Origin of the sequence: Mizugakiibacter sp., from assembly GCF_039680435.1 — a bacterium.
In the GTDB taxonomy this organism is placed as follows: domain Bacteria; phylum Pseudomonadota; class Gammaproteobacteria; order Xanthomonadales; family Rhodanobacteraceae; genus Mizugakiibacter.
Map to the genome: position 1 here is coordinate 1 of NZ_JBDKSX010000094.1, position 12,298 is coordinate 12,298.

The window sequence follows — 12,298 nt, forward strand, 5'->3', positions numbered from 1 at the left end:
GCCGAACGAATTGCTGAGCGCGACGCGCACCTCGCGCGACTCGCTCGCCAGCGCGAGCTGCGGGCCGGCCGCGGGATCGGGCGTGCGGCAGCCGACCGTGCCGGGCACGATGCCGTGTTCCAGCGCCAGCAGCGCGACCGTCGCCTCGAGGATGCCGGCCGCGCCCAGCGTGTGCCCGGTGGCGCCCTTGGTGGAGCTGGCGCGCGTCGCGGCGGGGAAGGTGTCGGCGACCAGCGCCAGCTCGACCTCGTCGTTCTTCTGGCTGGCGGTGCCGTGCAGGTTGACGTAGTCGACCGCGTCCGGCGCCAGCCCCGCGCGCGCCAGCGCGTCGCGCAGCGCGAGGCGCGCGCCGAGGCCCTGCGGGTGCGGCGAGGACATGTGGTGGGCGTCGCTGGATTCGCCGTAGCCGACCAGGCGCGGCGCGCGCGGCGCGGCATCCACGCGCTCGAGCAGGGCGAAGCCGCCGGCCTCGCCGATCGACAGCCCGCGGCGCTCGACGTCGCACGGCCGGCACGGCTCGGGCGAGACCAGCTCCAGCGCGTTGAAGCCGAACAGCACGCTGTCGCACAGCGAATCGACGCCGCCGACCAGCGCGGCGTCGGCGAGACCCAGCCGGATCAGCCGCTCGGCCTGCGCGAACACCTTGGCGCTGGAGGAGCACGCCGTCGACACGGTGACGCACGGCCCGGCGAGATCGAGCGCGGCGGCGACGAAGCCCACCAGCGAATGCGCGGTGTGGATGGCGGGACGGCGCAGGTCGGGCGGGAAGCGGCCGTCCGGGGTGAGGCGGCGATAGGCCTCCTCGCTGGCGCCGATGCTGGCGGTCGAGGTGCCCAGCAGCAGCGCGACGCGGTCGCGGCCGTAGCGTTCGCGCGCCGCGCGCGCGGCGTCGAACAGGCCGTCCTGCTGCAGCGCCAGCCAGGCGATGCGGTGGTTGCGGCTTTCCCACGCGGCGAGCGCGTCCGGCAGCGGCGCCGCCTCGATCCCGCCGACCTGGCCGACCCAGCAGGCCAGCGGCGCGCTGGAAACCGCGTTGGGGACGAGGCCGCAGGCGCCCGCGCGCAGCGCCGCCGCATGCGCCGCGCGGCCACGGCCCAGCGCGGATACGGCGGTGTAGGCGGTCACGGCAAGCGGCGGCGTGCGGACGGTCATGCGGCTGTCACGTTAGCGGGCCGCGCAGTATACGCAAGGGGTACGTCAAGCCATGTTGCGGCAGCGCAAAGGCCCGGCACGCCCGGCGCCGGCCGCGCCGCCGCCGCGTTGCGCGGCGGCGGCGGACACGCCAGACTGCCGCGGTTGCCCTGTCCGATCGCCATGCTGCGCGTTCCCGCCTTCCTCCGCCGCGGCCCGTTCCGCTACCTCGGCGACCCCGACGTCTGGCATTCGCTGGCGGTGACGGCGACCGCCGTCGCGCTCAGCGGCGGCCTGCTCTGGATCGGCTATTTCGCGCACACGCTGCGGCTCGCGCTGCGCGCGCCGACCCGGCCGCGCGGCCCGCGCGTCGCCCTGGTGTTCGGCCGCCGGCTGCGCGACGGCGCGGTGGAAGCCGACTACGCCGCGCGCCTCGAACGCGCCCGCGCGCTGGCCGAGGCCGGCGCGCTCGAACGCCTGCTGCTGCTCGGCGGCGACTGCGGCGACGGCATCAGCGAAGCCGCCGCCGGCCACGCGTACCTGCTGGCCCGCGGCCTGTCGGCGAACCTGCCGGTGCTGCTGGAGCAGGACTCGATCGACTCGCTGGAAAACCTGCGCCACGCGCGCGACCTGCTCGGCGAGCCGCTGCCGCCGGTGCTGCTGGTGACCAGCCGCTACCACCTCGCGCGCTGCGTGCACCTGGCGCGCGGGCTCGGCTTCGAGGTCGAGCCCTGCGCAGCCGAGCCGCGCCTGCCGCGCTCGCCGCGCTACCTGCGCCGGCTGCTGATCGAATCCGGCTACCTGATGTGGATCGACGTCGGCGCGCGCTGGGCGCGCCTGATCGGGCACCGGCGCATGCTCGGCCGCCTGCGCTAAGCTTGCGCGGCGGCGGCGTCGCCGCTTTCAGGGAACGAGGGAATCCATCATGCCGAAGTCGCGCATCCTGCTGTTGCTGCTGGTTCCGTTGCTGGCGCTCACCATGGCCTTCCGCCAGGCGCCGCTGGTCAACCCCGACCCGATCCACGTGCCGGCGGGCCTCACCGATGCACAGGTCGCCAAGGCGATCTCCTCCGCCCTGATCGGGCGCGGCTGGTCGGTGACGGCGGAGAAGGCGGGCGAGACCGACGCCTCGCTGCACCTGCGCGAGCACGTCGCGCGCATCGCCATCACCTACGACGCCAGCGCGGTGCAGGTGAAGTACGTGGACAGCGAGAACCTGAAGTACGAGATGAAGGACGGCAAGCCCTACATCCACAAGAACTACCTCGGCTGGATCGAGTATCTGGTCCAGGACATCAACCGCAGCCTGCAGTTGCTGACCCACTGAGCCCGCGCGCGCCGGCCACGGCCGGCGCGCCTCCCGCCATGCACGATCAAGCCACCCGAGCCGAAACCTTCCTGCGCGAGCTGCAGGACCGCATCTGCGCCGCGCTGGAGGCCATCGACGGCGCCGCGCGCTTCACCGAGGACGCCTGGCAGCGCCCCGCCGGCGGCGGCGGCCGCACCCGCGTGCTGAAGGACGGCGGCGTGTTCGAACAGGCCGGCGTCAACTTCTCGCGCGTGCACGGCGACACCCTGCCGCCCAGCGCCACCGCGCACCGCCCGGATCTCGCCGGCGGCGGCTTCGTCGCCACCGGCGTGTCGCTGGTGCTGCACCCGCGCAATCCGTACGTGCCGACCACGCACGCCAACGTGCGCTACTTCGAGGCGCGCAAGGAAGGCGCGGAACCGGCGTGGTGGTTCGGCGGCGGCTTCGACCTGACGCCGTTCTATCCGTACGACGAGGACGTGCTGCACTGGCACACGGTGGCGCGGGATCTGTGCGCGCCGTTCGGCGCCGACGTCTACGCGCGCTACAAGCGCTGGTGCGACGAGTATTTCTACCTCAAGCACCGCGACGAGACGCGCGGCGTCGGCGGCCTGTTCTACGACGACTTGAACGAGGGCGGCTTCGAGCGCTGCCTCGCCTTCACCCGCGCCGTGGGGCAAGGCTTCCTCGACGCCTACCTGCCGATCGTCGCGCGGCGCATGCACGAGCCGTGGAGCGAGCGCGAGCGCGAGTTCCAGCTCTACCGCCGCGGCCGCTACGTCGAGTTCAACCTGGTCTACGACCGCGGCACGCTGTTCGGCCTGCAGTCCGGCGGCCGCGCCGAGTCGATCCTGATGAGCCTGCCGCCGCGCGTGCGCTTCGAGTACGGGTGGCAGCCGGAGGCGGGCAGCGCGGAAGCGAAGCTCGCCGAGTACCTCAAGCCGCGCGACTGGCTGTAGCCCCGCGCGGAGCCGTAGGGTGGGCTTTGGCCCACCAAGCGACGTCCTCACGGCGCGGGTCACGCGAACGCGGGCGATGGTGGGCCAAGGCCCACCCTGCATCCTGCCGCAAACGGACGCGCCGGCACGGGGCCGGCGCGTCGTGGTGCGGCAAGCGGGCGGGGCGGCGCCCCGCGCGCCTCACTTCTGCTGCATCGATTTCTCGCGCGCGGCGCGGAACTCGCTGTCGGGGCGCCACTGCGGGAACGTGCTCTCGCCGGCCAGCTTCTCGCCGACCGCGTACAGCGTCTGCACGTCCTCGATCACGCCGCGGTAGTCCCAGTTCGGGTTGAACTCGTCGGCGGGCGCGTGATAGCGGTGCTCGACGTAATCGGCCTTGGCCGCACGACCGGCCGCCTCGCCGCCGTCGACCAGGTCGCTGCCGCCGGAGGCGTCCAGCGCCGGCACGCCGGCCTTGGCGAAATTGAAGTGGTCGGAGCGGAAATAGTGGCCCTTCTCCGGGGTCGACTCCGGGGTCATCGTGCGGCCCTCGGCGGCCAGCGCGGCCTTCAGGTAGTCCTCCAGTTCGGACTGGCCGTAGCCGACCACTTCCATGTCCTTCTCCGGACCGATGATCGGCAGCGCGTCCATGTTGATGTCGGCGACGGTCTTGTCCAGCGGGAACACCGGGTGCGCGACGTAGTACTTGGAGCCGAGCAGGCCGGACTCCTCCAACGTCACTGCGGCGAACAGCACCGAGCGCTTCGGCTTCGGCTGCTGGTGCGCGAAGGCTTCCGCGATCTCCAGCAGCGCGGACACGCCGGTGCCGTTGTCGATGGCGCCGTTGAAGATCTGGTCGCCCTTCAGGCCGGGATCCTGGCCGAGGTGATCCCAGTGCGCGGTGTAGATCACCGCCTCGTCGGGGCGTTCGGAACCCTTCAGCAGGCCGAGCACGTTGACCGAGCGCGTGTGCTCGATCTTGCTGCGCAGTTCGATCGAGGCCTTGGCGTTCAGCGCCACCGGCTTGAAGCCGCGCTGGTCGGCGGCGACCTTCAGCTTGTCGAAGTCGAGTCCGGCCTTGGCGAACAGGCGCTGCGCGGCCTCGTGGGTCAGCCAGCCGGCGACCGGCAGGCGCGGCGCCGGGTCCTCGCTGGACGGCAGGTCGAGCTGCGGGCCGGTCCAGCTATGCTCGACCACGCTCCACGGATACGCGGCCGGCTCGGTCTCGTGCACGATGAAGCAGGCGGCGGCGCCCTTGCGCGCGGCCTCCTCGAACTTGTAGGTCCAGCGGCCGTAGTAGGTCATGGCGCGGCCCTTGAACAGCGCGGCGTCGTTGCGGTCCCAGCCCGGATCGTTGACCAGCACGACCACGGTCTTGCCCTTCACGTCGAGGCCGGCGTAGTCGTTCCACTGGTATTCCGGCGCGTCCACGCCGTAGCCGACGAACACGACGTCGGAGCCGTCCAGCTTGACGTCCGGATCGGCCTGCAGCGTGCCGACCACCATGTCGGTCTTGTAGGCGAACTTCTCGCTGCCGCCGCCGGCGGCGACATCGAGCGCGACGTCGGTGTTCTGCAGCTCGGTGGACACCACCGGCACCGACTGGAACCAGTCGCCGTGGTTGCCGGGCTCCAGCCCCATGCGCTTGAACTGTTCGACGATGTAGTCGCTGGTCAGGCGCTCGCCGATGGTGCCCGGCTTGCGGCCCTCGAACTCGTCGGAGGACAGCCGCTTCAGATGCGCGGCGAAATCGCCGGCGGTGATGTCCGCGCTGAACGCATGCGGCTGCTCGGGCGCGTGCGGCACCGAGGCCGCGGTGGCGGCGGGGGCGGGGGCGCTGGTTTGCGCGGGCGGCGCGGCCTGCTGCTGGCAGGCCGCCAGCCCGAGCGCGACCAGACTGACAAGCGCGAGTCGGCGCATGGAAGACTCCTGGACGGGGAAGAGGGAGGAACGTCCGAGTGTAGGACGCACCTCCCGTCATCGGCCATGCCAAAGGTCATGCGCCGGCAGCCGCATCCCGCACGGATGCGACCGGCGTCGCGCTCAGCCCGCTGGCGGCGCGTCGCCGCTGAACTTCACCGGCGTGGCGCCGACCACCGGGCCGATCTGCGCGCGGTCGCTGACGTACAGCACGACCGGCCGGCGGAACTCCAGCGTGCCCTGCACCACCGCGCCGGGGCCGATCACGATGCGCGGCTTGTGTTCCTCGCCGATGTGGATCCAGCTGTGGTCGTTCGGCTTCTCCACCAGCAGGCCGCCCTCGACGCGCGCGCCCGCACCGAGGGTGACGTCGCCATTGACCGTCTCGATGCCGCCGCCGACGTGCGCCGCGTCGAGGCGGATGTCGCCGTTGACGTTGGACATCCGGCCCAGCACCTCGGCGCCGCGCGCCAGCGCGAGGTGGCCGTTGACCGTTTCCACCGTGGCCTCGACGCGCGCATCGGCGTCGAGGTCGATGCCGCCGTTGACGGTTTCCAGCGAACGGGCGTGCGCCTTGTCCGCCAGCGAGATGCTGCCGTTGACCGTTTCGACCTTGGCCGCGACCGCGCCCGCGTCGAGATGGATGCCACCGTTGACGGTGGTGAGGTTGCCCGCCTGGCGGCCGGCGTCGAGATGGATCGAACCCAGCACCTTGTCGACGTCCTGGTCGCCGGCGTGGGCCGCGCCGGCCAGCGCCAGGCCGAGGACGAGCAGGGAAAGCGTGCGTTTCATGGGAAGCTCCCGCGTGGTGACGCCGACTAGGATGCGGCCCGCGCGGCGCGGGTTTACCTGACTGAAGTCATGGGTCGGCATTGACGGCCCCGCCGCCAGGTTCCACCATCGCCGGCTCGCGCCATCACCCCCTCGCCGAACCTGCACGCCATGCACCGACTCGTACTGATCCGCCACGGCCAGTCGCTGTGGAACCAGGAAAACCGCTTCACCGGCTGGGCCGACGTCGACCTCACCGCGCAGGGCATCGCCGAGGCGCAGGAGGCCGGAAGGCTGCTGAAGGAGGCCGGCTTCACGTTCGACCTCGCCCACACCTCGCTGCTGAAGCGCGCGGTGCGCACGCTGTGGCACGTGCAGGAGACGATGGACCTGATGTGGCTGCCGGTGTACACCACCTGGCGCCTCAACGAGCGCCACTACGGCGCGCTGACCGGCCTGAACAAGGCCGAGACCGCCGCGCAGTACGGCGACCGGCAGGTGCTGGTGTGGCGGCGCAGCTACGACGTGCCGCCGCCGGCGCTGGCGCCGGAAGCCGACACGTTCGCCGGCGACGCGCGCTACGCCGACCTGGCGCCGGGCGAGGTGCCGCTGACCGAATGCCTGAAGGACACCGTCGCGCGCGTGCTGCCGTACTGGCACGACACGCTGGCGCCGGCGATCCGCGCCGGCCGGCGCGTGGTGGTGTCCGCGCACGGCAACTCGATGCGCGCGCTGATCAAGTACCTCGACGGCATCTCCGACGACGCCATCGTCGGCCTGAACGTGCCGAACGGCGTACCGCTGGTGTACGAGTTCGACGCCGCGCTGAAACCGATCCGCAGCTACTACCTCGGCGACCAGGCCGCGATCGCGGCGAAGATGGCCGCGGTGGCGCAGCAGGGCAAGGCCAAGGCGTGACGCGTGACTCGGGATAAGGCGTAACGGCGGCGCGGCAGTTCCGTCCTCCAAGAGCTGCCTGGACGCGGATCTGCCCGGATGAAGGCGGATAGAGGAAGGTCGGAACAACCCGACCGATATCACGCCCGCGAAAGCGGGCATCCCTTGAAGGCGGCAAGTTGGATGCCCGCTTTCGCGCGCATGGCGGCTTGTTCGGAGAACCTTTGCTGATCCGCGTTCATCCGCGCAGATCCGCGTCCAAAAGCCTTTCGCCACGGCAGCGCCACGGACAGAACCGGAGAAGCGCTACAGCGCGTCGGCGTCCAGCTCGCCGGTGCGAATGCGGATCACCTGTTCCAGCGGGCTGACGAAGATCTTGCCGTCGCCGATCTTGCCGGTGCGCGCGGAAGCGGTGATCGCCTCCACCACCCGCTCCACCATCGCGTCGGTCACCGCCACTTCCAGCTTCACCTTGGGCAGGAAGTCGACCACGTACTCGGCGCCGCGGTACAGCTCGGTGTGGCCCTTCTGCCGGCCGAAGCCCTTTACCTCGGTCGCGGTGATGCCCTGCACGCCCACTTCCGAGAGCGCCTCGCGCACGTCGTCCAGCTTGAACGGCTTGATGATCGCGGTGACCAGTTTCATGCATGCTCCTCGCCTGTCCGCGGCATTCTGCCATCGCCGCCGGCGTCGCGCCGCTGTAGGACAATTCCTACAGGCGCCGGCGGCAACCGCCGATGGGCGCGCGCCGCCATAATCCGTATCGTTCCCTCCATCCACTTCGGGGTGCTGCAATGATCGACGTGCACGGCATCGACCAGCTCGCGCAGCGGCTCGCCGCGCTAGTGCCGCCCGGGCTCGCGCAGGCGCGCGGGGACCTGGAGGCCAACTTCCGCGACGTGCTGGCGCAGGGACTGCGCCGCCTCGACCTCGCCTCGCGCGAGGAATTCGACGTGCAGCGCACGGTGCTCGTGCGCACGGCGGCCCGCATCGAAGAGCTCGAGCGGCGCATCACCGAGCTGGAGACAGCGCTCACGGCGCGCGGCCACTGAGGTTTCCCCTTCCCGGGAGCCGTCCCCGGTCGCGTCACCCTCACCCCGAACGGCCGGGGACGGCCTTTTTTGCCCATGAGCCTTGCAATCACCCTGTCGCGCGCGCAGGAAGGCGTGGCCGCTCCGCTGGTGACGGTGGAGGTGCACCTCGCCGGCGGCCTGCCCGGCACCGCCATCGTCGGTCTGCCCGAAGCGGCGGTGCGCGAGGCGCGCGATCGCGTGCGCGTGGCGATCCAGAACACCCATTTCGAATACCCCAACCGCCGCGTCACCGTGAACCTGGCGCCGGCCGAGCTGCCCAAGGACGGCGGCCGCTTCGACCTCGCCATCGCGCTCGGCATCCTCGCCGCCGGCGGGCAGGTGCCGCGCGAAGCCCTGGCCGAGTGCGAATTCCTCGGCGAGCTGGCGCTGTCCGGCGAGCTGCGCCCGGTCACCGGCGTGCTGCCCGCGCTGCTGCACGCCAGCCGCGAAGGCCGGCGCATGATCGTGCCGGCCGGCAACGCCGCCGAGGCCGCGCTGGTCGAGGACGCCGACGTGCGCGTGGCCGCCAATCTCGCCGACGTCTGCGCGCACCTGCGCGGCGCCGGCGAGCTGCCGCTGCCCACGGCCGCGGTCGCCGCCGATCCGCTCTCGGCCGCGTTCGATCTCGCCGACGTGCGCGGCCAGGCGCAGGCGCGGCGCGCGCTGGAGGTCGCCGCCACCGGCGGCCACCACCTGCTGCTGCTCGGCCCGCCCGGCACCGGCAAGACCATGCTCGCCGCGCGCCTGCCCGGCATCCTGCCGCCGCTCGGCGATCTGGAAGCGCTGGAAGCCTGCGCGGTGCGCTCGGTCGCCGGCCTCGCGGTGGATCCGTCACGCTGGCGCGAGCGCCCGTTTCGCGCACCCCACCACACGGCCTCCGCCGTCGCGCTGGTCGGCGGCGGCCCGCATCCGCGCCCCGGCGAGATCTCGCTGGCGCACCACGGCGTGCTGTTCCTCGACGAACTGCCCGAGTTCGACCGCCACGTGCTGGAAGTGCTGCGCGAGCCGCTGGAATCCGGCCACATCGTGATCTCGCGCGCCGCGCGCCAGGCCGAGTTCCCCGCGCGCTTCCAACTGGTCGCGGCGATGAATCCCTGTCCGTGCGGCTATGCCGGCGATCCGCGCGGCCGCTGCAGCTGTACGCCGGAGCAGATCGCGCGCTACCGCGGACGCATCTCCGGCCCGCTGCTGGACCGCATCGACCTGACCGTCGAGGTGCCGCGCGTGCCGCTGGCCGAGCTGGGCGCCGTGCGCAATGCCGCGGATGAGGACAGCACCACGGTGCGCGCGCGCGTGATCGCCGCGCGTCGCCACCAGATCGCCCGCGCCGGCCGCCCCAACGCGCAGCTCGGCACGCGCGAACTGGAGCGCGACTGCGCGCTGGGCGCGCCCGAGCGCGGCCTGCTGGAACGCGCGCTGGACAAACTCGGCCTGTCCGCGCGTGCCTACCACCGCGTGCTGCGCGTGGCGCGCAGCATCGCCGACCTCGACGGCGGCGCCGCCTGCGTCGGCCGCGTCCATCTCGCCGAAGCGCTGCAGTACCGCCGGCTCGGCCGCGCCTGAACTCGTGGTCGGCAGCGGCACGGCGGGAGCGGCTTCGGCCGCGATCCGCCGCGCGCACGATCGCCGGCCCCTCCCGCACCCCGCCGCTGCGTCTCCCCCGGGAAGACGTGACCTCTTGCGTGCCGGGACTGCGTCTACACTCTTGCGATGCGACCCGCTTCCGATTCCCCGCCCGCCCCCGCAGCCGCCCACGGCGGCTTGCGCGCGGTGCTCGACGCGCTGCTCGCGGCGCATGCGCGCGGCGAAACGCCGGCGCTGGCGGTCGTCGCGGCCTGCAGCGGCCCGACCTACCGCAAGCCGGGCGCGCTGGCGCTGTTCGATGCTGCCGGCCTGGCCGCCGGCGCGCTCAGCGGCGGCTGCCTGGAAGAGGAGCTGGCGCACGCCGCGCGTGCGGCGCTGGGCGCGGGCCGCGCGGTGCGGCACGCGGTCGACACCGGCAGCGCCGACGACCTGCTGTTCGGCACCGGCTCCGGCTGCGGCGGACGCATGGACGTGCTGCTGCTGCCGCTGCCGCCGCAGGCGCCGCTGGCCGCGGCGCTGCGCGCGCTGCGCGAATCCGCGACGCCGCTGCGCATCGCGCTGCGCGCCGACGGCGGCGGCACGGCGCGAATGGACCATGGCCCGACCTGGCATTGGCCTGCCGCCGTCGACGGCGATGCCGGCACGCGCGCGGACGCGCACTTCGCGATCGCTCCGCCGCCACGCCTGCTGGCGCTGGGCGCCGGGCCGGAGACGCCCGCGCTGCTGCAGTTCCTGCAACGGCTCGGCTGGATCGTCGAGGTGCAGGAGCATCGCGCGCGCTGGGCCGGCTACGCCGCCGGCGCCGACGCGCTGCACGACGCGCGCCCCGGCACGCTGCCCGGCGCCGGCACGGCGCGCTGCCGCGCCGCGGTGGTGATGACGCACCGTTTCGACGGCGACCTCGCGCACCTCGCCGCGCTGGCCGCCACCGCGGTTCCGTACGTCGGCCTGCTCGGTCCGACGACGCGGCGCGACGCACTGCTCGCCGCGCTCGACGCCGGAGCCGCCGCCGCGTTGCGCCCGCGCCTGCGCGCGCCGGTCGGGCTGCACCTCGGCGGCGAGGGGCCGGAGGCCATCGCGCTGGCGATCGCGGCCGGCCTCACCGCCCACCTCAACGGCCGCACCGATGCCTGAGCCGCGCCACGGCGTGGTGCTGCTGGCGGCGGGCGCGTCGCGCCGGCTGGGCCGGCCCAAGCAGTTGGTCGCGATCGACGGCGAGCCGCTGGTGCGCCGCGCCGCGCGGCTGGCGCTGGCGACCGTCCCCGCCGACGCGGTGGTCGTGCTCGGCGCGGACGCGACCGCCGTGGCCGCCGCGGTGCGGGGCCTCGCCGTGCGCCCGCTGCGCGCGCCCGGCTGGGAGCACGGCATGGGCGCCTCGCTGCGCGCCGGGCTGGACGCGCTGGCGCCCGCCTGCGCCGGCGCGCTGGTGCTGCTGTGCGACCAGCCGGCGCTGGACGCCGCGCACCTCGAGGCGCTGCTGGCGGCCTGGCGCCTCGATCCCGCAGGCGCCGCGGCCTCGGCCTACGCCGGCGTGCTGGGCGTGCCGGCAGTGCTGCCGCGGGCCTGGTTTCCGCACGTCGATGCCGGCGCCGACCGCGGCGCCCGCGACCTGCTGCGGTCGCGCGCCGCCGCGGTGCGCGCCGTGCCGCGCGCCGCGCTGGCCGACGACCTGGACACCCCGGATCGCCTGCCCTGATCCGCAGCGTGCCGCCCGTGCCGTAAGTGCTGTTGACCCGCCGGACAGGATCCGGATAATAGCGAACTGACCGGTTGAGTAATGCCGGTCACGCAGCGCGATTCCGGGTCCACTCCGTCGCCGATCTCCCCCTCCGCGGCCGGGACCGGACCCGGGATCGCCGCCGCACCGGCCCCCACGGCCGGCGCGGCGGCCGGAAGCCCCGCCTTCCGCGCTTGCCCGGGCGCGTGCCCGCTGCGCGCCCGACCCTTGCCTCCCCGGTACCGGAGACACCCCTCCCCCTCCCCCGCCTCCGGTACCGGGGTTCGGCACCTGCCCGTGTCCGATCCCGGTCGTCGACCGCGGCAATCTCGCCGCCCCTTGCAGGAGCCAGCGTGCAGGCGACCCGCAGCCACACCCCGCCGTCATCGCAACCCGCGGTCGCGAGCATGCTCGCTTCTGCATGCAGCGGGACGGCCGCGGCGCCGTTGGCACGGCGGTGCCGTCGGCGTAGGCTCGTCGACCCCACATGGAGGCTCGGCCATGCAGCTCACCGTCAACGGCCAGACGCACACGGTGGATGTCCCGGCGGACATGCCGCTGCTGTGGGTCCTGCGCGACGTGCTCCATCTCACCGGCACCAAGTTCGGCTGCGGCATGGCGCAGTGCGGCGCCTGCACCGTGCACCTCGACGGCGCGCCGATCCGTTCCTGCGTGACGCCGGTGTCCGCCGCGGGCGGCCACGCGGTCACCACCATCGAAGGCCTGTCGGCCGACGGCACGCATCCGCTGCAGCGCGCCTGGACCGAACTCGACGTGGTGCAGTGCGGCTACTGCCAGTCGGGGCAGATCATGTCGGCGGCGGCGCTGCTGAAGCAGCACCCGAATCCGAGCGACGCCGACATCGACGCCGCGATGCGCGGCAACATCTGCCGCTGCGGCACCTACCAGCGCATCCGCGCGGCGATCCACCGCGCCGCCGATCTCGCGGGAGGCTGAC

13 protein-coding genes are annotated in these 12,298 nt (G+C 73.4%); 9 read left to right on the plus strand and 4 right to left on the minus strand.

Annotated elements, in window-relative coordinates; translation table 11 throughout:
* Positions 1-1,152 (minus strand): beta-ketoacyl-ACP synthase (locus ABFC67_RS10280; RefSeq protein ID WP_346737937.1); only part of this gene is annotated, 1,152 nt, incomplete at its 3' end.
* A gap of 162 nt (positions 1,153-1,314) precedes the next feature.
* Here ABFC67_RS10280 and ABFC67_RS10285 point away from each other — a divergent pair.
* Genes ABFC67_RS10285 through hemF form a run of 3 tightly spaced genes read left to right on the plus strand, consistent with a single transcriptional unit; the run spans position 1,315 to position 3,399 of the window.
* Entirely contained in the window at positions 1,315-2,007 is a 693-nt protein-coding gene (locus ABFC67_RS10285; protein WP_346737938.1) for a YdcF family protein, read from the plus strand.
* Positions 2,008-2,056: 49 nt separating this feature from the next.
* A complete protein-coding gene (locus ABFC67_RS10290; RefSeq protein ID WP_346737939.1) occupies positions 2,057-2,458 on the plus strand; it encodes a hypothetical protein in 402 nt (133 codons plus the stop codon).
* Between the two features lie 38 nt (positions 2,459-2,496).
* Complete coding sequence (hemF, locus tag ABFC67_RS10295; RefSeq protein WP_346737940.1) at positions 2,497-3,399, plus strand: oxygen-dependent coproporphyrinogen oxidase; 903 nt, start codon at positions 2,497-2,499, stop codon at positions 3,397-3,399.
* A 180-nt stretch (positions 3,400-3,579) separates the two neighbouring features.
* Here the strand turns inward: hemF and ABFC67_RS10300 are convergent, their stop codons facing one another.
* On the minus strand, positions 3,580-5,298 hold the full coding sequence (locus tag ABFC67_RS10300; RefSeq protein WP_346737941.1) for a M28 family peptidase: 1,719 nt from the start codon (positions 5,296-5,298) through the stop codon (positions 3,580-3,582).
* 123 nt (positions 5,299-5,421) lie between these two features.
* Positions 5,422-6,090, minus strand: a complete 669-nt coding sequence (locus tag ABFC67_RS10305; RefSeq protein WP_346737942.1) for a hypothetical protein — start codon at positions 6,088-6,090, stop codon at positions 5,422-5,424.
* A gap of 150 nt (positions 6,091-6,240) precedes the next feature.
* Between ABFC67_RS10305 and gpmA the strand changes: the two genes are divergently transcribed.
* A complete protein-coding gene (gene gpmA / locus ABFC67_RS10310) occupies positions 6,241-6,987 on the plus strand; it encodes a 2,3-diphosphoglycerate-dependent phosphoglycerate mutase (RefSeq protein ID WP_346737943.1) in 747 nt (248 codons plus the stop codon).
* A 285-nt stretch (positions 6,988-7,272) separates the two neighbouring features.
* Here gpmA and glnK read toward each other — a convergent pair whose 3' ends face one another.
* Positions 7,273-7,611 (minus strand): P-II family nitrogen regulator, encoded by a 339-nt coding sequence (gene glnK / locus ABFC67_RS10315; RefSeq protein ID WP_346737944.1) that lies wholly within the window; start codon positions 7,609-7,611, stop codon positions 7,273-7,275.
* A 149-nt stretch (positions 7,612-7,760) separates the two neighbouring features.
* On the opposite strand from glnK, the gene ABFC67_RS10320 reads away from it, so the two are divergent.
* The 5 genes from ABFC67_RS10320 (at position 7,761) to ABFC67_RS10340 (ending at position 12,297) form a co-directional block, all read left to right on the plus strand.
* Positions 7,761-8,018, plus strand: coding sequence for an accessory factor UbiK family protein (locus ABFC67_RS10320; protein ID WP_346737945.1), 258 nt, complete (start codon positions 7,761-7,763; stop codon positions 8,016-8,018).
* A gap of 75 nt (positions 8,019-8,093) precedes the next feature.
* Positions 8,094-9,602 (plus strand): YifB family Mg chelatase-like AAA ATPase, encoded by a 1,509-nt coding sequence (locus tag ABFC67_RS10325; RefSeq protein ID WP_346737946.1) that lies wholly within the window; start codon positions 8,094-8,096, stop codon positions 9,600-9,602.
* A gap of 207 nt (positions 9,603-9,809) precedes the next feature.
* A complete protein-coding gene (locus tag ABFC67_RS10330; protein WP_346737947.1) occupies positions 9,810-10,757 on the plus strand; it encodes an XdhC family protein in 948 nt (315 codons plus the stop codon).
* Positions 10,750-11,319: a nucleotidyltransferase family protein gene (locus tag ABFC67_RS10335; protein WP_346737948.1), complete on the plus strand. Its 570-nt coding sequence runs from the start codon at positions 10,750-10,752 to the stop codon at positions 11,317-11,319. The genes ABFC67_RS10330 and ABFC67_RS10335 overlap by 8 nt, the downstream gene beginning before the upstream one ends.
* Positions 11,320-11,841: 522 nt before the next feature.
* A complete protein-coding gene (locus tag ABFC67_RS10340; protein ID WP_346737949.1) occupies positions 11,842-12,297 on the plus strand; it encodes a (2Fe-2S)-binding protein in 456 nt (151 codons plus the stop codon).
* Position 12,298: the final 1 nt, after the last annotated feature.

What these genes read in the sequence shown, in the direction of transcription:
- glnK (WP_346737944.1), bottom strand. Translation starts at nt 7,611, where the DNA reads ATGAAACTGGTCACCGCGATCATCAAGCCGTTCAAGCTGGACGACGTG.
- ABFC67_RS10305 (WP_346737942.1), bottom strand. Translation starts at nt 6,090, where the DNA reads ATGAAACGCACGCTTTCCCTGCTCGTCCTCGGCCTGGCGCTGGCCGGC.
- ABFC67_RS10320 (WP_346737945.1), top strand. Translation starts at nt 7,761, where the DNA reads ATGATCGACGTGCACGGCATCGACCAGCTCGCGCAGCGGCTCGCCGCG.
- ABFC67_RS10285 (WP_346737938.1), top strand. Translation starts at nt 1,315, where the DNA reads ATGCTGCGCGTTCCCGCCTTCCTCCGCCGCGGCCCGTTCCGCTACCTC.
- ABFC67_RS10290 (WP_346737939.1), top strand. Translation starts at nt 2,057, where the DNA reads ATGCCGAAGTCGCGCATCCTGCTGTTGCTGCTGGTTCCGTTGCTGGCG.
- ABFC67_RS10340 (WP_346737949.1), top strand. Translation starts at nt 11,842, where the DNA reads ATGCAGCTCACCGTCAACGGCCAGACGCACACGGTGGATGTCCCGGCG.
- ABFC67_RS10300 (WP_346737941.1), bottom strand. Translation starts at nt 5,298, where the DNA reads ATGCGCCGACTCGCGCTTGTCAGTCTGGTCGCGCTCGGGCTGGCGGCC.
- gpmA (WP_346737943.1), top strand. Translation starts at nt 6,241, where the DNA reads ATGCACCGACTCGTACTGATCCGCCACGGCCAGTCGCTGTGGAACCAG.
- hemF (WP_346737940.1), top strand. Translation starts at nt 2,497, where the DNA reads ATGCACGATCAAGCCACCCGAGCCGAAACCTTCCTGCGCGAGCTGCAG.
- ABFC67_RS10335 (WP_346737948.1), top strand. Translation starts at nt 10,750, where the DNA reads ATGCCTGAGCCGCGCCACGGCGTGGTGCTGCTGGCGGCGGGCGCGTCG.
- ABFC67_RS10325 (WP_346737946.1), top strand. Translation starts at nt 8,094, where the DNA reads ATGAGCCTTGCAATCACCCTGTCGCGCGCGCAGGAAGGCGTGGCCGCT.